Annotated in this window: 14 protein-coding genes; 1 reads left to right on the forward strand and 13 read right to left on the reverse strand. The window is 44.7% G+C overall.

The window, feature by feature from the left end; genetic code table 11:
• Positions 1-50 precede the first annotated feature (50 nt).
• From DXA60_RS04225 to DXA60_RS04235, 3 genes are all read right to left on the reverse strand, one after another.
• Complete coding sequence (locus DXA60_RS04225) at positions 51-1,574, reverse strand: sensor histidine kinase (protein ID WP_408639576.1); 1,524 nt, start codon at positions 1,572-1,574, stop codon at positions 51-53.
• Positions 1,574-2,272, reverse strand: a complete 699-nt coding sequence (locus DXA60_RS04230; protein ID WP_117919796.1) for a response regulator transcription factor — start codon at positions 2,270-2,272, stop codon at positions 1,574-1,576. The genes DXA60_RS04225 and DXA60_RS04230 overlap by 1 nt, the downstream gene beginning before the upstream one ends.
• Before the next feature lie 72 nt (positions 2,273-2,344).
• Positions 2,345-2,920 carry a hypothetical protein gene (locus DXA60_RS04235; protein WP_117919798.1) on the reverse strand — a complete coding sequence of 192 codons (576 nt, stop codon included), beginning with the start codon at positions 2,918-2,920 and terminating at the stop codon, positions 2,345-2,347.
• Between the two features lie 136 nt (positions 2,921-3,056).
• Here DXA60_RS04235 and DXA60_RS04240 point away from each other — a divergent pair, with 136 nt between their 5' ends.
• Positions 3,057-4,370: a glycoside hydrolase family 27 protein gene (locus tag DXA60_RS04240; RefSeq protein ID WP_117919800.1), complete on the forward strand. Its 1,314-nt coding sequence runs from the start codon at positions 3,057-3,059 to the stop codon at positions 4,368-4,370.
• A gap of 47 nt (positions 4,371-4,417) precedes the next feature.
• Here DXA60_RS04240 and DXA60_RS04245 read toward each other — a convergent pair whose 3' ends face one another.
• From DXA60_RS04245 to DXA60_RS04290, 10 genes are all read right to left on the reverse strand, one after another.
• Positions 4,418-6,349 carry a glycoside hydrolase family 127 protein gene (locus DXA60_RS04245; RefSeq protein WP_117919802.1) on the reverse strand — a complete coding sequence of 644 codons (1,932 nt, stop codon included), beginning with the start codon at positions 6,347-6,349 and terminating at the stop codon, positions 4,418-4,420.
• Positions 6,350-6,392: 43 nt separating this feature from the next.
• Positions 6,393-8,195: a beta-glucuronidase gene (gene uidA / locus DXA60_RS04250; protein WP_117919804.1), complete on the reverse strand. Its 1,803-nt coding sequence runs from the start codon at positions 8,193-8,195 to the stop codon at positions 6,393-6,395.
• Between the two features lies 1 nt (position 8,196).
• Positions 8,197-9,105, reverse strand: a complete 909-nt coding sequence (locus DXA60_RS04255; protein WP_241070919.1) for a glycoside hydrolase family 43 protein — start codon at positions 9,103-9,105, stop codon at positions 8,197-8,199.
• 44 nt (positions 9,106-9,149) lie between these two features.
• A complete protein-coding gene (locus DXA60_RS04260; RefSeq protein WP_117919806.1) occupies positions 9,150-10,895 on the reverse strand; it encodes a glycoside hydrolase family 35 protein in 1,746 nt (581 codons plus the stop codon).
• 131 nt (positions 10,896-11,026) lie between these two features.
• Complete coding sequence (locus tag DXA60_RS04265; protein WP_117919808.1) at positions 11,027-12,676, reverse strand: ABC transporter substrate-binding protein; 1,650 nt, start codon at positions 12,674-12,676, stop codon at positions 11,027-11,029.
• 104 nt (positions 12,677-12,780) lie between these two features.
• Positions 12,781-13,686 carry a carbohydrate ABC transporter permease gene (locus tag DXA60_RS04270; RefSeq protein WP_117919810.1) on the reverse strand — a complete coding sequence of 302 codons (906 nt, stop codon included), beginning with the start codon at positions 13,684-13,686 and terminating at the stop codon, positions 12,781-12,783.
• 18 nt (positions 13,687-13,704) lie between these two features.
• A complete protein-coding gene (locus DXA60_RS04275) occupies positions 13,705-14,658 on the reverse strand; it encodes an ABC transporter permease (protein WP_117919899.1) in 954 nt (317 codons plus the stop codon).
• A gap of 368 nt (positions 14,659-15,026) precedes the next feature.
• Entirely contained in the window at positions 15,027-16,058 is a 1,032-nt protein-coding gene (locus tag DXA60_RS04280) for a LacI family DNA-binding transcriptional regulator (RefSeq protein ID WP_117919812.1), read from the reverse strand.
• Positions 16,059-16,139: 81 nt separating this feature from the next.
• Positions 16,140-17,504: an MATE family efflux transporter gene (locus tag DXA60_RS04285; RefSeq protein WP_243006749.1), complete on the reverse strand. Its 1,365-nt coding sequence runs from the start codon at positions 17,502-17,504 to the stop codon at positions 16,140-16,142.
• Positions 17,485-19,938 (reverse strand): glycoside hydrolase family 2 TIM barrel-domain containing protein, encoded by a 2,454-nt coding sequence (locus tag DXA60_RS04290; protein ID WP_243006750.1) that lies wholly within the window; start codon positions 19,936-19,938, stop codon positions 17,485-17,487. The genes DXA60_RS04285 and DXA60_RS04290 overlap by 20 nt, the downstream gene beginning before the upstream one ends.
• Positions 19,939-20,029: the final 91 nt, after the last annotated feature.

Consider the following 20,029-nt stretch of genomic DNA (forward strand, 5'->3'; position numbering starts at 1 on the left):
AAATAATAGAATATACTCTATCCATATGTTAGCATTTTTGGTATCATTTATCAACTGAAAAAATTTCCATTATTTGTCTCTAATTCAAACCAGAATTCTACTCCGTCTTCGTGATTGATCACACCACACTTCTGATGGAATGAATCCATGATCGCCTGAACAATAGAAAGACCTATACCGCTGCCGCCGTATTCTCTGGTTCTTGCTTTATCCACCTTATAAAATTTGATCCAGATATTATCCACATCTTCTTCCGGTATCGGCTTTCCGGTGTTGAAAACACTGACGCGGACTTTATCATTTTTCTTTACACAGCGGATATCAATTCTTTTTTCACCCTCTGCATGATGAATCGCATTGCTTAAATAGTTGGTCACTACTTCTTCCACCTTAAATTCATCCGCCCAGGCAAATAACGGTTCCTGCTGCGAAAAGTTTAATGTGATCTCATTCTGATTTAAAAGGATCGCAGACGCATTGATCACTCCCTGTATCAGTTCCGTCAGATCAAACCTTTCCATGGTAATGACCTCATTACCAAATTCAAGCTGGTTTAAAGTCAGCAGTTTTTTGACCATTTTATTCATCTTGTCTGCTTCGTCCATGATGACTTCACAATAAAAGTCCCTGCTCTCCGCATCATCATTAATACATTCTTTCAGTCCTTCTGCGTATCCCTGTATCAGTGCAAGCGGTGTTTTTAACTCGTGTGAAACATTTGATAAAAATTCTTTCCGCATTTCATCGATCTGTGTTTTTTTATCGATATCGATCTGTAATTGATTGTTTGCACTCTTTAGTTCAGAAATCGTGTGCTCTAACGTAGTTGACATGACATTCATGTATTCGCCAAGCTCGTCCACTTCATTGTGATATCTGCTCCCAGGCTGATATTTTGCTTCAAAATCAAGTTCCGTCATCCGCTTCGATATATCCGTCAGACGTAAAAGCGGCGTTGTTATGCCTCTCGAAACGAAAACAATGACGACCGCACTGATGATCGCAGCAATGACACCTACCCATGCTAAAAATGTATTAGAGAGACTGACACTCTCACGGATACTCTCAAGTGCTGTCCGCATCAGGATCAGATTCCCATTGGAAAGTGTCCCGTAAAGCACCAGATACTCTGAATCCAATCTGGCATCTGTCTGTTTCTGGATAATATAATTGTCAGACTGCATCAATACCGTCACTTCATTCTGCTTCTCCCCAAAAATAATGTTCATAAATTCCAACATCATTTTCTGTGTATCATTCACGGACGACCGTACAATGGTCCGGTCAGAGCTTATGATCATGACAGTGATATTTCCATTTGCACAGAGATTATCAAATGTCACATCAAAAGAGCTGTCATCTAGTGATCCGTTCTCACTCGCTTCATTGATCGTCTCAAATCCGGACAGCAGTGTATTTTGTTTATTGACCACATAATACGGCTCCAAAAAAACGGTATTAATAAACCAGCATAAAAGAAGTGTTCCTGTAACCAGACAGATACTGATCAGTATCAACTGATGTGTCAGTGAACCAAAATATTTTCTTTTCCGATCTTTCATCAATTTTTTCATCATTTATCACTGCCGTTTTCTTCTGCTTCAAATTTGTACCCCATACCCCAGATGGTTTTGATATAGTCACCTTTTTCTCCGATCTTGGCACGCAGTTTTTTAACGTGTGTATCGATGGTTCTTGCATCTCCAAAGTAATCGTAATTCCAGACATGATTGAGAATTTTCTCTCTGGAGAGTGCAATGCCCTCATTTTCCATAAAATAAGTAAGCAGTTCAAATTCCTTGAAACTCAGTTCAATCTGTTTTCCATCCACTGTGACCGTATGTGCTGTCTGATCGATCACGATTCCTCCGATGGAAAGAAGTTTTCCCTCCTCAGGTGCTTTTCCACTTCTTCTTAAGATCGCACCGACACGTGCGACAAGAATCTTCGGAGAAAACGGTTTCGAGATATATTCATCAACACCAAGTTCAAATCCGGTGAGCTCGTCCTCTTCATCACCCTTTGCTGTCAGCATGATGATCGGCACTTTTGACGTTTCCCTGATTTCCCTGCATACGTCCCAGCCATTCATTTTTGGCATCATCACATCCAATATGATCAGTGCAATATTTTTTTCCTGATAAAAAATATCCAGTGCTGCCTCACCGTCTCCTGCCTCTAATACCTCATAATCTTCCCTGACTAAAAAGTCACGGACCAGCTTTCTCATTCTGCTCTCATCATCCACAACCAATATCTTTATCTTTTCCATACTTAATGCTCCATTCCTGCCATTTTTCACATTACAATTTAACAGATAATTATGAAATAAATGTGATATCTTCTATGGTTCTTCCACCATCTGTTCACGTTCATTCAAGGCAGCTTCCCGCTCATCAAGTTCCTGCTCCCATTCCGCATATTTATCGATCAGTTTATTCTCATAATTTAAAATTGTAGGGCTGTCACTCGTCGATGCAATGATAAACATGCCGATTATACTGATTGCAAGAATCACAGATATAAATAATGTAATCTCATACTTTTTGCGGTACCCATCTGCTTTTCCCTGTTTTTTCTTTTCATCTGACTGATTTTTTGCAGAAATCCTTAATTTCTTTTTGAGACTCTCTTCTAACATCGGATGTGTCACATAGATTGGAAGGATATCCGCATTATTGATTGCAGGATTCTGGATCAGGTATTCCTGAAGTTCTTTTAGATAAGTATAACCAACGGCTGTCTCAAACAACTCCTGCTTTACCATTTTAGTGTAGATTTCAAGTACTGTTTCCGGATGATGCATATCTGCACGTTCTTCCACATAATGGATTCCCTGCGCTTCCTTTTTTGCCTGCTCTGCTTCCGCTTCATCTGTAAATACAAAACCATTTATTTTTACTGTTTTCTTATCGGACATGATCATTCCTCTTATTATCTGACTAATTTGATACCATCATCATTATAAAAAAATGTGAAAAAAAATGCAATGCGTTATTGTATTGTAATTTCTATATAGTATAATCGGCTTATGAGATCACTTTTGGAGGGTATTTATGAACAAAAATAATTTTGCACCGCTGCCGCCTATGGGGTGGAACAGCTATGATTACTATGACACTACGGTAACAGAAGATGCCGTAAAAGCAAATGCAGACTATATGGCTGCACATTTAAAAGATTTTGGTTGGGAATATATCGTTGTCGACATCGAATGGTATGCGATCGGTGCCGGTTCCATGCGTGATCAGTTCCAGTACATTCCGTTTGCCGACGTTGCAATGGACGAATTTTCCAGATTACAGCCTGATCCGGATCGATTTCCATCTTCCGCTGACGGCACCGGATTTACCTATCTTGCAGACTATATCCACAGTCTCGGTTTAAAGTTTGGAATCCACATCATGCGAGGAATTCCCAGAACTGCCGCACATAATCACAGTAAGATCAAGGGCAGCAATGTGACTGCTGATATGGTTGCCAATCCTTCCTCCATCTGCGGATGGAACCCGGATATGTATGGAGTACGTGACACAACGGCAGGACAGGCTTACTATGATTCCCTGATGGAACTTTACGCTTCCTGGGGTGTCGATTTTATCAAATGTGATGATATCTGCAACACCAATATTTATCCGGCAAACCCATATTCTGCACGCCACGAGATAGAAATGCTGCATAAGGCGATCACACGCTGTGGAAGACCTATCGTTTTATCCCTGTCTCCGGGTCCTGCACTGATCGAACATGCATGGCATTATGAAACTTACGCAAACATGTGGCGTATCACTGATGATTTCTGGGATAAATGGGATCTGTTAAAAGATATGTTCCACCGCTGTGAACTCTGGCAGAACCATGTTTCAAAGGGATGCTATCCGGACTGTGATATGCTGCCGCTCGGCTGGCTTGGAAAAGGCTTCGGACACGAATGGTACACTAATTTTACACCAGATGAACAGCATACCATGTTAACACTCTGGTGTCTTTTCGGCTCTCCTTTAATGCTTGGCTGTGAACTGACAAAATTAGACGATGCCACGCTTGCACTTTTGACCAACCGCGATATACTTTCCATGCTGACACCGGACTGTAAACCTCATCAGATATGTCTTGACAATGAAAAAGCCATCTGGTGCGCACATAATGCAGTTACAGGCGAACATTTTATTGCTTTCTTTAATCTCTCAGATGAAACACAGACGATCCATTGTGATATTGAAACTCTCCGTGTCGGTGATGAATTATGCATCCATGAAAATGCCAGTCTGACAGAACTCTGGAGCAAAGAAAAAACATCCGTATCCGGCAGTGCGATCTCTGTCACCCCGCCAGCACACGGATGTCTGGTATTTCGTGTAGAAAACTGATCTTTGTCTTTGATGCTGTAAAATAAGTCTCTGATAAGCCAAAAGATTTATTCTTCCGGCATCCAGACGCGCATCTGATTTTCTCCCCGGTTCGCCCATACATAATAAGGAATTGCGGTCAGCATTACGTCTGTCCGCTTTGGGCGTTCCTCGGAGTAAAGCGCATCACTGCTCTCCATCCGGTATCCCGGCAGATGGATCAGCACATTTCCCGCTAATACACCTTCTTTGCAAAGTTCCGTCTCAGCTTTGATCTCTCTTGGTATACGAAGTGCCTGAATGCACTCACCATTGTCTGCACCTTCAAAGCAGTATACGACCGGTCCCCTCATCAACGCGACACAGCCCTCATCTTCACGCACATTCGTATTTGCATAAATTTTTCGTACCGGAAGATCAAATGTAAGTGCAACCACATCATTTTCTCCCCAGTTTCTCTTCAGATAAAGATAACCATTTTTCATAAAAGACACGGCATCTGTTTTTTCTCCGTTTACTGTCACAGCAAGTGTGTCCGGACGAATATGGGATGGGATATGAATTGCAAGTTCAAACGCCTTTTCTTTTTTTGCTTTTACCTGATAGGATACCTTTCCTTCCCACGGATAACTGCTTTCTACCGTAATCACCGCTTTATCAAAATCCGCGGTCTGTCCCAGAAACAGATGTGAATAGAGCGTCGTTTCACTCTCACTCCATGCATAAGTTCCCAGTGAAGTTACAAGACGTACCAGGTTCGGCGGACAGCATGCACATGCATACCAGCCCGGACGGGTCGGCAATACATGTTTATAACCAAAGATCGTGCCGGATGTTCCCGGATTTACCTCAAGCGGATTCACATAGAAAAACTGTTTTCCATCCAACTGGATACCGCTGATGGTTCCATTGTAAAATTCCCGTTCCATGATATCGGCATAAATTCCAAGGGGTTTTATTTCCAACATTCTCTTTGCAAAAAAGATCATTCCTATCGATGCGCAGGCCTCCGCATATGCCATATCGTTTGGCAGGTCATAATCAATCGTAAAAGCCTCGCCTTCAACCGTAGAACCGATGCCGCCGGTGATATACATTCTTTTCTTTACGATATTATCCCATAAAGTCTGGCATGCCTCATAAAGTCTCTCATCTTTATCTTCCCCGGCAAGGTCAGCCATTGCCGTATACATATAAACAGCACGGACACTGTGTCCGACTGCCTCTTTCTGCTCATAAATCGTAGCGTGCGTCTGCGTGTATCTCTGATCTAACGGTTCTAAGCTATACTGTCCCCAATGCTGCCAGCCTCTTTTTTTCTTTTCCTCATAAAAATAATCCGGATTTTTTCCTCGTTCCTCCAGAAAATACCGTGCCATCTTTTTGTATTTTTCTTTTCCGGTTGCACGGTATAGTTTCATCAGTCCGATCTCCACTTCCTGATGTCCCGGTATTCCCGGCTCTTTGTCCTCTCCAAATCTGGAAATGATATGGTCAGCAAGACGCTCCACCACATGAAGCAGTTTTTCTTTTCCGGTTGTCTGATAGTATGCGACACCAGCCTCCATCATATGTCCGGCACAGTACAGTTCATGGCACTCCTGCAAATTCTGCCAGCGGTGTTCCGGTTCTTTTACAATAAAAAAGGTATCAAGATAGCCATCCGGCTGCTGTGCCTTTTCGATAATGTCAATGATCTCATCCGCACGCGCTTCCAACTCATTGTCCGGCTTTACCGCAAGCGAATAGGCGACACCCTCTAACCATTTTGCGACGTCACTGTCCTGAAAGACCATACCGTAAAATTCTCCTTCGCTTAAACCTGCGGCAATACGAAAATTTTCAATGGCATGGCTTTTTTCCACGCCTGGCACTTCATCATTTAATACTTTCTCCTGAAACGGAATGACGGTGTCTGTCATGCGGTGCTGCATGGCAGACCAGAATGGGTCGTGGATTTTTATCTGGTTGATGTTGATTTCACGAATATTTTTTGACATGATTTCTCCTTTAGTTTGTGGCTCCCGCTTTGTGCTTTACCACCTAACCCTTATACTCAAAATTAGGTATCTCTCCCCATCTCTCTTTAAAGTAATGCGCCGCCATTTTCGGTCTGCGCTCTCTCGTAAACAGTCCCTTTTTATTACCATCAACTCTCATGCATCCCTGCACGGTCGCAAAATCAGCAAAGTTCCAGACATGCTCCCCGATAAAGAACTTCCTCTTATCGAACTGTGCATTTTGTCTCTTATAAAATTCCACCTGAAATTCCTCCGAGAACATTTCTGGCACACACTCATGGATACCGGCTACGGCATCAGCGCCGTACTCGGTGATCATGACCGGTTTATTCTGGGACTCCCAGAAGTCGAGTTCAAGATTTAATCCATAGCAGGCAGCGTCAAGATCTCCGGACAGGTTGTACCATCCATAGTAACGGTTAATGCAGACGACATCCATGCTTCTTGTGACAATGTCTTTTTCATAGTTGTTCTGACAGCAGACTAAGGTGACTGGGCGGTCAGAAGGGTCTGTCTCATGTGCCAGCTCGTAGAGTGAATGCCAATACTCGTATGCTGACTCCGGAAAATTCTCCGTATCCGGTTCATTTCCAAGTGACCACATAACAACGGATGGATGGTTTTTGTCACGCGCGATCATGTCCTTAATGACCTGTTCATGATGTTCACGGATAGGAAATGTCTCATAAGGATTGATTCCTGCTCCGGCACCGATCCCGACTGCCGGAACCTCGTCGATGATCACGATTCCTTCACGGTCGCACAGGCGGTACATTTCTTCCGCATATGGATAATGGCTGGTACGGAAAGAATTTGCATGCAGCCAGTGGATCAGATTGACATCTTTAACATCCAGACAGACATCCATACCCCGTCCATGAAATGCCGAATCCTCATGTTTTCCAAACCCTTTGAAATAAAACGGTTTTCCATTGATCAGAAACGAAGTCCCCTCCACGCGCACCGTACGCACGCCAAACGGCTCCTCATAATAATCATCACCGAACGTGACTGCTGCCGTATACAGATACGGTGTTCCCGGATATGGCTCCCACAGTTTTGCATCCGGTATCACGATCTCCCCGGAAGTGCCTTTTGCCTGTGCCACTTCATTTCCATTGGCATCTAAGATCTGCAGTACAACTTCCTGTCCATCTGTATCTGAAGTCTTAACCTGATAATTCACAATGCCATCTGTTCCACGGATATCTGTCACAAGCGTTACATCTTTGATATACGCCTTCGGTGTCGTATAAATTCTGACCGGACGGTTGATCCCTGCATAATTAAAGAAATCAAAATTAGGAAGATTCTGTGGTTTTCTCCAGCGTTTTGCAGCTTCAACTCCCGGCACTCCTGCATTGTCTGCTCCCATAAATGAGGTTCCCTCCTCATTTCCAACCGGAAGTGTGCTGTGATTAATGCGGTTATCCACAGCAACGACCAGTTCTGCACTCTCCCCTGCACATAATTTGTCAGTGATATCCACTTCAAATGGAAGAAATCCTCCTTTATGCTGTGTGAGCAATACCCCATTCAGATAAATTTTTGCAAAATGTGTTACTGCGTCAAAGCGAAGCACCAGTCTCTGTCCCTTGTAATAAGAAGGCACTGTAATATTTCTCCGGTAATACGCATAACCGTAATGATTCCGGTAAGCAATATCATCTTTCTGATCATTGTAAGATGCCGGAACTGCGATTGGCTCCATCTGCTCCGGCAATGTCACCGCATCCCCCGGTTCCTCCGTTGTCCCAAGTGCAAAATCCCACACTCCGTTTAAATCAATGATCCCACGAATCTTATTTTCCTGTGGATATAACATGTTACCCCTCCATTTCTGCCTTAATTAATCTCTCATACTCTGCGTCACTTAATTCCAACACCCCGCCGTGTCTTTTTTTCGTCCTGCCAAGATCATATTTTTCTTTTTCCAAAATCGTGAAATCACCCGATGACAGATCTTCCGTGATCATCGGCAGATACCCTTTTCCCTCGGCAAACTGGTCTGCGATCACACACCAGCTCCTGCCCTCCGGCAAAAGATAGCCCTCCGGGCCTTCCACGCCTTTTAATTTTTCAAAAACCGGGCAGGAGATCCGCTTAAAATCCCCGCGGAGACTGTCTGACTCCTCTAAGATCAGCCTGCTGTCGGTCTCATCCTTTGAGATCCGGTAATATTTTCCGTTACTCCTTAAAATCGTGGTATCGATCACATCCCGCTCACGTTCCATATACAAAAATGTATCCGAAAATGTGACAAAATCCTTTGTATAAGCGGCATAGATGCGGTGTTTTGCAGTCTCTTCCCCATCACATTTTACTTTGGATGCAAAAAAGACTAAAAATGCCTGTTCTTCCTCGTCAAACACAGCCTCCGGTGCCCAGACACAGCCAGCCTCACGGATGCCGACTGTATGGGCGCGCTCCTTTTCCCAGTGCACGAGGTCTTCTGATTCCCAGATGATGATATCCCTGCTGCCGCGCTCCTGCGCTGCCTGCCAGCCCTCACCCTTTTCGATTCGAAGATCGGTTGCGATCAGATAATAACGTCCATTCAGCGGATTTTTTACCGGAAACGGATCGCGCACGCCGCACTCGCCGATATGCGAATACAGCACCGGTTTTCCATCGTTTAGATCCGTCCAGTGCAGTCCGTCCCGGCTCACGGAAAAATAGATCTGCTCGCCGTCCTTCTGTTCCCCGGTAAAGTGTACAAATAAATATCCTGCCATACCCTGCTCCATTCATATTACTTGATTTTTATTTTCGTGGACACTCAGCCAATATCCGGCTCATCCTTCAACACGATCGTATCGCGGGTCTTTCCCTCTGTCTCAAATACGATGATCTCGTTTTCGCCCTTTTTCAGCAGCGGCGCCGGGATATAGAGTCTTTTCTGCGGTCCGATCTCCCAGAATCTTCCGATATTAAATCCGTTTACAAAGACACAGCCCTTTCCCCATCCCTCAAAATCCAGGAATGTGTCTGCTGTCTCGTCGATATCCACCGTAAAACGGTAAAATCCCGGCAGCCCTTCTTTGTATTCTTTGGAAAAGTCAACTTTTTCGATATTGTCGAGCGGCAGCGTGTACTGTTTCCAGTGGTTGTGCATATGTCCGTTGACCTGCACGCACTGACCGATGCCTTTTCTCTGGTGCTCCATGCGCGGTCCGAAATTGACACGTCCCATATTTTCCATCAGGATATCAAAATCTGCTCCCCTTTCAAATGTGACATCCAGCTCTTTTTCTTTTAAAAGTTCCAGATCGTACAGTGTTGTGACCGGTTTTTGATCCACAAAAATATTGGCACGGTCGTTTGCCTCCCACAGGCGGAGTTTTTCGAGTTTCTCCTCCGTATCTAATGTAGAATGATATAAAATATAGCCGTAATTCTGCCCCAGTTTTTCCATGCTCTGCGGAAAACTGCTCTCCACCGGAGTACTGAGGTCATCCAGCACCGAAAGCAGGCTTACCTTTTCTTTTGCCTGCAGTGTTCCATATGCCTTCCTTTTGATCTCAGTCGTAAATGTGACTTCCGGTATCTCTCTGTATTTTGCAATGACGTCGCGGTATCTGCGGTATTTTTCCGTGATCTGTCCATCTTCCGTCAATAGCGCATCATAGTCATACGATGTCACATCCGGGGTCAGCTCATCATAGTAGTTCGAGCCATTCATAAATCCAAAATTCGTACCGCCCTCAAACATATAAATATTGACATGACCGAGTTCTAACATTTTGTCGAGGTCCTTGACGCTCTCCTCCAGATTGCCTGTCATATGACCGCCATTTCCCCAGTGATCGAACCAGCCTACCCAGAACTCCGTGCACATTAATGGCCCGCCGTCCGTATATTTTTTCAGGACTTCAAAACGCTCCTCTGTCTTAGATCCAAAATTTCCGGTCGGCAGCGCGCCTTCTAAATGACCTCCGTTTAAGTTTTCTTCAAACGGTCCGTCCGAGGTGACAAGCGGGACAACGACACCGTCTTTTTGCATTTTATCTTTCATTGCAAGCAGATATTCCCTGTCGTTTGCATAATATCCGTATTCATTTTCGACCTGCATCAAAATGACCGGTCCGCCGTAATTGATCTGATACGGCACGATTTTTTTCAATAATACATCATAGTAATCCTGCACATGTTTTAAAAACGGCGGATAGGAAACGCGCAGTTTCATTCCATCTTCCGCTAACAGCCATGCCGGCAGTCCGCCAAATTCCCACTCCGCACAAATGTACGGCGACGGTCTTAAGATCACATATAACCCTAAATCCTGCGCAGTTTTTATAAAACGTTCTATGTCAAGCATGCCCTCAAAGTGGAATTCCCCTTTTTTCGGTTCATGCATGTTCCACGGGATATACGTCTCCACCGTATTGCATCCCATTGCCTTTAATTTTTCAAGTCTGTCCTTCCAGTACTCCGGAACGATTCTGAAATAATGAATTGCGCCCGATATGATCTGAAACGGTTTTCCATCCAGATAAAAATTGTCTTTGATCTCAAAATTTCCCATGTCATCTCTCCTCTTTTTCCAAAATGTTCCTTTTGTATCAGTTCCTTCCTATAACAAAAGGTGTTGATCCCCTATTTCTTAGAATCAACACCTTCTGTTCAATAGCGGCACATCATGCCTTTATTGTATACCTATTTGTATAATGCATCAAACTGTTCCTGCAGTGCTGCGGTTACTTCTTCAATACCAGCCTGTTTTAATGCTGCCTGCATCTCTGCAACGATCTCCTCTGCAGTTCCCTGATATTTACCATAAGAGATCTGTTTTGTATAGTTGGTATATACTTCGTTGATGTTATCGATCTTAGACTGGATATCATCAACTTCCGGTACAAACTGTCCATACGGATAATCGATCTTTAAGGAATCATACTCGCTGTAAAGTTTGTCAATTGCATCCCAGTTTCTTGTAGCGTCCCTGATTTCAAGATCGTCGTTACGTCCCCACCACCAGTTGGTCATACCGTTGATGTTGTCTGTGTCTGAGTTGTATCCCTCCGGAGTTGTGCGGAGTCCCTCATCGTTGATCTCGTAAGATACGCCTTCAATACCATAGCAGAGTAATCTGTAGCATTCTTCGTCATTTCTTAATAAATCATATACCATCAGTGCTCTTTCCGGGTTCTTGCTTGCTGCGGAAACTGCCATTGCACCGTGTGTGATGGAAAGTGCTACCACGTTTCCGGTCTCTTCTCCGAAGTAGAAGAAGCCTGACTCTGCATCCGGGTCATCCTGGTAAATGGTATTTGCCGGAGTTGCACTGCACAGATCTGTCCAGGTCTGTGTGTGGTGCTGCTCTGCTGCAACACGACCGATACGGTAATCATCACGGTTTGAGGAAGCGGTATTGTTCAATACGTCTGTCTTCCATACGCCGATGTTATCCCATTCTTTCATTAATTTTGCATACTCGACCATCATATCTGTGTCTGTGTATGCAGGTGTTGTGATCGTGTAAAGGTCATCTTTTGTACCGCCCCATAATGCGCCTGAGCAGATACCGTCGATTGCAACAAAATTGCTGTGGGAGGTGATCCAGCCGTTTGCCATCTGAGCATACTGTGTACCGTCAGAATCCCATGGAATGATATCCGGATAAGTTTCTTTTACATATTTAAAGTAAGTTGTCAGGTCTTCCCAGCTCTTGACACCATCTGTCAGTCCTGCTTCTTTTGCCCAGTCAAGACGATAGATAAATCCATGGTTGGTCCACTGTGCGTAATTATCCTCCGGGATCAGATAGATCGAGCCGTTATATTTACACAGATCCCAGTGATCCTGGCTTACGCTCTCCCATGTCTTTGGTGCGTAGGTCTTTAACATATCCTCGGAAAGCTCTAAGAATGCTCCGTTCTTTGCGTTTGGCCAGGCATCGAGCCAGTCAGATGCAGTTCCGACAAGGTCGACAGAACCATCCATCTGTGCCAGTGTCAGGTTGTAGTTGGAGAGATAATCGGTCCATCCGATGTAATAAATCTCAAGTTCTGCATTTACTTTTTCGGTCAGGATCGCATTCAGTTTTTCTAACATCTCATCAAGACGCTCTGCTTTCTGTCCATCCGGTTTATCACCGGTCACCATATAAGTGATCACTACATGTTCGGATGTGTCAATGTCACCACTACTTGTCGTTCCCCCTGCTTCCGTAGTGGATGCACTGTTTTCCGATTTTGCTGCATTTCCTGTTGTGGAAGAATTGCTTCCTCCGCCACAGGCTGTGGCGCCAAGTAACATTGTACCTGCGAGTAACATTGCCCCAAGTCTCTTAAATCTTTTCTTCATACCATACCCTCCATATGATTTATTTTTGCAGCAGATCTGTCTTTCCCTAAGACAAATCTGCTTTTATTATGACTCTGCCCCATGCAGAGTGATAATCGTATCGATCAGCCTTTTACGGCTCCAACGGTAATACCGCTGATGAAATATTTCTGAACGAATGGATACAGGAAAATGATCGGTCCGGTTGCAAGGATCGCATTTGCCATCTTGATTCCCTCGGTCGGGATATCTGCTAACGATACATACTGTCCTGCAACGGAGTTTTTGAGCTGATCCATTTTATTTACAACTTCATATAATGTATACTGTAACGGTTTTACATCCACTTTCGAGCTTAAGAAAAGTGATGACTGATACCATTCATTCCAGTATCCCAGTGCAAGGAATAATCCGATCGTCGCAAGTGCCGGTTTTAACATCGGAAGGATCAGTGAAACAAAGATCTTCATATCCCCCGCGCCGTCGATCTTGCCGGACTCTGTGATCTCATGCGGGATCGCCTTCACAAAGTTTTTCATCATGATGATCAGCCACGGTGACATCATAAGCGGTAATAAAACTGCAAAATAGCTGTCCTTTAAGTGGTAAGTCTGTGTCATCAGAAGATAGTACGGTGCAAGTCCTGCGGAAAACAGGCTTGTAAAATATATGTAGAAAGAAATTCCGTTGCGGAACGGGAAATCTTTTCTCTGTAATGCGTAGCCTGTCATTGCTATGATCGTCAGTCCGATCGCTGTACCGACCACCGTCAGGATGATCGTGAGCAGATAAGATTTCCAGATACCACCGCTCTTGCAGACCATCTCATAAGCCGCCAGTGTAAACTGTTTCGGAATCAGCTGTACACCTTCTGCACGGATCACTTCTTCTGCCGTAAACGAGCTGCCAAGGATCAAAAGGAACGGGAATACACACGCAACTGCATAGATCGTGATCACTACATATCCAAATCCCCGTACAATCTTATCAGAAGCTCCAAGTTTTACTTTATTGCTGTTATTTTTCTTCATAGTCGACCTCCATAGATATTAAAACAGGGAATAATCCGGTTCAATTTTCTTAACAATATAGTTCACGACCATAACGATCACAAAACCAACGACTGACTGATACAGACCGACTGCCGACGCTGTCGAGAAGTTAAAATCTGTCATCGTAGCCCTGTAAACAAACGTCTCAATAATATCTGTCGTGTCATATAATAAGGAGTTCGTACCAATGATATTGTAGAACAATCCGAAATTACCTTTTACGATGCCGCCCAATGCAAACAGTAACAGGATGATCACGGTAGGTTTTAAACTCGGGAGCAATATGTAACGGATCCTCTGAAATGCATTTGCTCCATCGACCTTGGATGCCTCTATCATCTCTGCGTCAATTCCGCAGATGGATGCGAAATATACAACGGAGTTGTAACCTGTCTGCTGCCACAGATAAATGATAACCAGCAGTACCGGCCATACATGCGGATCGCTGTAAGGTCCCCATTTTTCAATTCCAAGTTTGGTGAGGATTTCATTTACAAATCCGGTATCATAGTTTAACAGGTTGAATACCAGCACTCCGACCAATACCTGTGAAATGAAATATGGAAGAAACATCATCGTCTGTGATACTTTCTTGAACCATTTACATCTCATTTCATTTAAAAGGATCGCTACCACGACCGCAAGTAAATTTCCAAGAAGGATAAATGCCAGATTATATAAAATTGTATTTTTCGTCAGTGATAAAATTTTTCCTGATTCCCAGAGGAACTCAAAATTCTGTAACCCTACAAATTTGCTTCCAAAAATACCATCGCGGTAATTGTATTTAACAAACGCAACATAGATTCCTGGCAATGGCATATAGTTAAATGCAAAGAAAAAAATCATTGCCGGGACACACATCAGTGTCAGTACACGGTACTTCCAGAGTTTCTGCCAGAAGTTTAGTTTTTTGCCAACCTGTTTTGCAACACCGTTCTCCTTTTTCATATATTTTCCCCTCTCCAATGTTTTCTTGAAACCGGTTTCAAAACCTTGTAAAAACAAAGCACTTATATTTTTCACAAAACTGTCTGCCATCTTCCATAAGGTGTAATATTTTTTGATCTTAAGTGTCAGAAACGCCTTTATATCTTCTTTTTTGCATGTTTCCCGCACTTATCTTACACCTTTGCTGTGTAAACCCCATCCATGCAGCCGGCTTTTACACCAGTTGTGTATTTTATAGTGCTTTTTAATTTGAAACCCTTTTCATATTGTTATATTACAATACATATTATGAGTTGTCAACAGGTTATTTTACTTTTTGTACATATTTATTTCACATTTATTTTATTTTTCCGTCATTCTAACGGATTTTACCGTTTTAACTCCGCTACGGATTCTCTGATGATCAGAGTCGGTGTCACTTTCTGTACCTCCGGCACTTCTTTTCCGGCAATCTTATCTAATGCGGTGTCAACCAAAAGCTTTCCAAATGCTTCATAATCATAGGAAATACTGCTCAGCCTTGGTATGACGGTATCTACGATAAACGTATTATCAAAACTGATGAGGGAAATATCCTCCGGGATCCTAAGTCCATGCTCTTTGATGGAACGCATCACACCCACTGCACTGTAGTCGTTGATCGCGATCACCGCCGTGGGAAGTGTCTTATTTCCCTGAAAGAGTGCCTCGAACCCCTGATAACCGCCCTCAATCGAATAATTGGAATTGATCACATAGCGCTCACGGTAGGTCAGACCGTTCTTTCGCAGCAGACTTCGGTAGCGGATGCGCTTATCGTAAGTGGATTTCATCTCCTCGACTCCGCCGATCAGTGCGATTCTTCTATGTCCTAAACCGATCAGACATTCCATGCTCTGGTTCATGCCCTCCGCCTCGTCGATCGTGACCTGGCAGCACTCACCGCCCTCCACCTTTCCTGTTGTGATGACCGGGATGGATTCAGCGACACGGTTGATCAGATCTGCGTATTCCGGCTCCGTGACAAGGCTGTCTGATTTTCCCCCGATAATGATGATCGCATCCATACGCATGTCAAACATTTTCTGGATATATTCCACCTCGAGATCCGGATTGCTTAATGTTCCGCAGATCATCGGCACATACCCGCGCGCAATGATCTCCTTCTCACAGTTTTCCACCATGGATGAATAATAAGGATTGACCAGATCTGCAGCAAGCACACCGATGACGTTCGTTTTCGTCTTGATCAGTCCCTGCGCAAGCGCGTTTGGCCTGTAATCATATTTGCGGATCACTGCTTCCACACGCGCTCTCTTTTCCTCGCTCACCCTCGCATTTTTTGTCATGACTCTCGACACTGTTGCCGGTGAAACTCCCGCTTCCTGTGCAATTTTATAAATATTTAACTCACTGCCCATCGGCCATCCCCCTTAAAAGTCATATTTGAAAACGTTTTCAAGTTAATTTTATCGGGATTTTGCAGGTTTGTCAATATAGGGTCAGATTCTTTTTTTCGTCCATTTTCGTGAGCGGAAACGGATAAAAAAGATACTTCCGCGGAACATCTCATCGAGCATGAACGCGATCCAGCATCCTGCCAGTCCCATCCCAAGGCGTATCCCAAGCAGATATGCAAACAAAATGCTGACGCCCCAGCAGGAGATCACGGCGATGACCATCGGGAAGAACACATCCCCCGCTCCCCGGAGTGAATTGTCCTCAACATGGTTGAACGCGCGCCCGATCTCCACGAAAATATCAATGAAAAAGATCACTCCCGTCATCCCGATGATTTCCTCACTCTGCGTAAATAAATGCATCAACGGTCTATGGCAGAGAAAGATCAGAACCGAAAGCACGATATTTAAGCTGACCGCGATTTTTAACACCTGCTGGTTCAGCCGGTATGCCTTTTCATACTCCTTTGCACCCGTCATCCATCCCATCAGGATCGCGGTGGAAAGCCCGAGTGACATTCCGGTCACATAGACATAAAACACGATGGATGAAACATAGATCTTTGCGGTGAGCGCCGCTGTTCCAAGCACCGCCAGGATCGAAGTTGACACGATCTGTGAAAAGGAATACGACAGGGAACTGATCCCTCCCGGCAGTCCGATCTTTAAGATTCCACCCACGCAGGATAATGTCTTTAAATTTTTCGAGGCAAAATCAAGATGCAGTCCGCAATGGAACAGAAACCAGACGCCAAGCAAAAGCGCCGTCCCATGACTTGCCACGTTTGCCATTGCGATACCTTCCACGCCCTCCGGCACAATTTTCATCGGCTGGAAAATCACAACGTAATTTAACACTGCATTCACGATATTCATAAACAAAGATACTGTCACTGCAAGTTTCGGTTTTCCATAGCTGCGCAGTACCGCGGAGATGGCGGAAATAATGCCCTGCAGCACGGAAAACCCGATGCAGATGCGAAAATATATCACCGCCATCTCATACACCGATGTTTCCAACTGCATCGGACGCATGACTGCACCTGCAAAAAATGCCAGTATCGTTCCTAAGATCAGGCTGATCGCGCCTCCGCACACAATGGAGGTAAACGCTGCATCGGACGCTCTTTTTTCATCTCCCGCCCCCAGTCTGTGGCTGATAACAACCGATGCGCCGCCGCTGAATACCGCATAAAACGTGTACAAAAATCCGATCACCTGGTTTGCCGCACCGACTGCTGCGACCGCATCATCCGCATAATGCCCAAGCATCAGCGTATTGACCGTACCGGTCATATTCATCAAAAGCTGTTCAATAAACAACGGGATAAACAATCCTTTCAGCGTCAGCGTTCCCTCTGCCGTAGTAACGCTGGTGCAGTCTGCATCAATCCATTTCCACTTCAAGATGCATTCCTCCTTTTTCTGCTATGCAGTTCTTTTGTGCTATGCTGTCTGTCTCTGAAATTTCTACACGGATCTTTCCCTTTTTTATTCTTCTCACATAGATCATGAGCCTTCCGTCCTTTGTCTTTCTCGCATTTTCCGCATATGGAGTCACATCCGACAGATCCCCGTTCTCGATCCCTGCTAACATGCCTGCCCCGCTCACAGCCACACGCAGTTTTTTATCATCCCAGACAACCTTCTGTCCGTTTTGATCCACAAGTGTGAGCGCGATCTGATAGAGATATCCGTTTTTCTGTGTCTCTTGGAAAGGAATCTCCTCCGGCTGATAGACCTCTGCTTTGATGCCAGCAGCGTTCTGCGTGGTAAGCAGTCTCTCCTGTTCTATGATATTTCCGTTTTCATCATAACCGCTTGCCTCAAGGATCCCTGCCTCCCAGAGTACCTCAAAACGATATGCACCGTCGTCGTTGTAGCCGATCTGTCTGCCAGCCTCTTTTCCATTGATAAAAACAGCTGTCTCCGGCAGATTTGAGTAACACATTACGATGACTTTTTCTCCGGCTTTATAATTCCAGTTTTCCTGACACGGAATCCACTCGGCAGACTCCTCACTCCACAGTCTTGTGGCAAGGTAAAGCTGAGGTTCTTCACACCACAACGATTTTCTGCGGTAATATCTTGCCTTTTCAAATCCGGCGCAGTCCAAAATTCCGGCTCCCGATCCATGAATTGGCCAGCCATGTGCCTCCCCTAAATAATCGATCCCTGTCCACAAAAACTGTCCGCTGATATAGTCGTTTGATTTTACCGCATCCCATGCCTCATAGCTGTGTCCGTTTTCACTCCCTAAAAACGGGATCTGTGGGAAATCTCTGTGGTCGGCTTCGTAATACTGCTCCTTATAGTTGTAGCCTGCCACATCCAGATGCTCTAATATGCCAAGTTTTGCAGACAGCTCCGGGTAGGCAAGTGCCATGGTGACCGGACGGCTCTTATCTTCACTCTTTACAATACGGGAAAGTTCTTCGGCGATCGGAAGCAGTCTTCGCATGTCCGGTTTTGCCGGATCATACTGCCGTTCTGCCGCCGGTTTATTCGCGTCGTTATTTCCGGTCATCTCCATAAAACTCGGATGACAGTACGGATCGTTCGGATAGTCGATTTCATTTCCGATGCTCCACAAAATGATGGACGGATGATTGCGGTCACGCCTTACCATGGCGCGCAGATCCTTTTCGTGCCATTCCGGGAAATCTTCAAAATAACCCTGGTGTTTCGGCGGATAGACATTGTGTCCCGTGGACCATTTGTTTTTTGCATTTTCCCACTCGTCAAACGCCTCATCCATCACAAGAAATCCCATCGTATCGCACAGCTCATACAGTTCCGGCATATGCGGGTTGTGGCTGCACCGGATCGCATTACAGCCACATTCCTTTAGTTTTGCAAACCGTCTGTGCCATACTTCCTTTGTCACCGCAGCGCCGAGACAGCCGGCGTCATGATGCACACAGACACCTTTGATTTTCATCGGCACACCGTTTAAGAAAAATCCCCGGTCCACGTCAAATTCTGCCACACGGATCCCTACCTTCTGTTTATCTGCAAGATAAGATATTTTCTTTCCATCCTCGTCCGTTGTCTCATACCAGGTTTCCATCCCATAGAGATCCGGGTGCTCCGGCGACCAGCACTTCGGATCACGGATGGTGCCATGCATGCTGCAGGATACCGTATTTCCTGCCGGGATCTGTACCTGTTCTTTCCACTCTGCCACAGGTGTTCCCTGCGGATCAGACAGTTTTGTGCAGACCACACATGTTTTCTGCTCCTTCGTCTGGTTGCATATCTCATGACGGATACTGACTGCCGCCTGCACTGCTGTAAGTCCTTTACCATCGGCCACAAGTTTCTCTGTCACAAACGTCACGCCATATTCTGCCGGATGCACCTGTTCTTCCACCACAAGAGTGACTTTCCGCGTGATCCCGCTTCCCGTGTACCATCTCGAATCCGCAATGTCCGTGTGCGTCACTTTCACACTGACCACATTTTCCTGCTCCCCAAAATGTGCGATCTCAGAGATATCATAGGAAAATCCGGTGTAACCATACGGGTGTTTTCCCTGATAATAACTGTTGACCCACACCTGGCTGTTTTTATACACACCGTCGAATACCAGACGGATCGCTTTCCCCTGATATTCCTCTGGCAGATAAAAATGCAGCCGGTACCAGCCGATCCCGCCTGTGAGATATCCGGTGCCGCTGGAATATTGTTTTGAAAACGGATAAGCCACTGCCCAGTCATGCGGCAGCATGACACGCTCAAATGCACGATCGTCATATCCCTGATACCATACCTCCTCACATTCTCCAAAATGAAACTTCCATCCCTCATTTAATAACAGTTCTGTTTTATTCATAATCATAAAAAATACCTCCATTTTTTACTACGGTCTATGTTTTCTTTTAAACACATCATAGTAAAAAACAGAGGTATGATACAATGGAGAATAGTGA

This window comes from Roseburia sp. OF03-24 (assembly GCF_003463035.1).
Classification (GTDB): Bacteria; Bacillota; Clostridia; order Lachnospirales; family Lachnospiraceae; genus Roseburia; species Roseburia rectibacter.

Excerpts from the sequence above, each read along its gene's own strand:
- DXA60_RS04225 (WP_408639576.1), bottom strand. The coding sequence starts at position 1,574 with ATGAAAAAATTGATGAAAGATCGGAAAAGAAAATATTTTGGTTCACTG.
- DXA60_RS04230 (WP_117919796.1), bottom strand. The coding sequence starts at position 2,272 with ATGGAAAAGATAAAGATATTGGTTGTGGATGATGAGAGCAGAATGAGA.
- DXA60_RS04235 (WP_117919798.1), bottom strand. The coding sequence starts at position 2,920 with ATGTCCGATAAGAAAACAGTAAAAATAAATGGTTTTGTATTTACAGAT.
- DXA60_RS04240 (WP_117919800.1), top strand. The coding sequence starts at position 3,057 with ATGAACAAAAATAATTTTGCACCGCTGCCGCCTATGGGGTGGAACAGC.
- DXA60_RS04245 (WP_117919802.1), bottom strand. The coding sequence starts at position 6,349 with ATGTCAAAAAATATTCGTGAAATCAACATCAACCAGATAAAAATCCAC.
- uidA (WP_117919804.1), bottom strand. The coding sequence starts at position 8,195 with ATGTTATATCCACAGGAAAATAAGATTCGTGGGATCATTGATTTAAAC.
- DXA60_RS04255 (WP_241070919.1), bottom strand. The coding sequence starts at position 9,105 with ATGGCAGGATATTTATTTGTACACTTTACCGGGGAACAGAAGGACGGC.
- DXA60_RS04260 (WP_117919806.1), bottom strand. The coding sequence starts at position 10,895 with ATGGGAAATTTTGAGATCAAAGACAATTTTTATCTGGATGGAAAACCG.
- DXA60_RS04265 (WP_117919808.1), bottom strand. The coding sequence starts at position 12,676 with ATGAAGAAAAGATTTAAGAGACTTGGGGCAATGTTACTCGCAGGTACA.
- DXA60_RS04270 (WP_117919810.1), bottom strand. The coding sequence starts at position 13,686 with ATGAAGAAAAATAACAGCAATAAAGTAAAACTTGGAGCTTCTGATAAG.
- DXA60_RS04275 (WP_117919899.1), bottom strand. The coding sequence starts at position 14,658 with ATGAAAAAGGAGAACGGTGTTGCAAAACAGGTTGGCAAAAAACTAAAC.
- DXA60_RS04280 (WP_117919812.1), bottom strand. The coding sequence starts at position 16,058 with ATGGGCAGTGAGTTAAATATTTATAAAATTGCACAGGAAGCGGGAGTT.
- DXA60_RS04290 (WP_243006750.1), bottom strand. The coding sequence starts at position 19,938 with ATGATTATGAATAAAACAGAACTGTTATTAAATGAGGGATGGAAGTTT.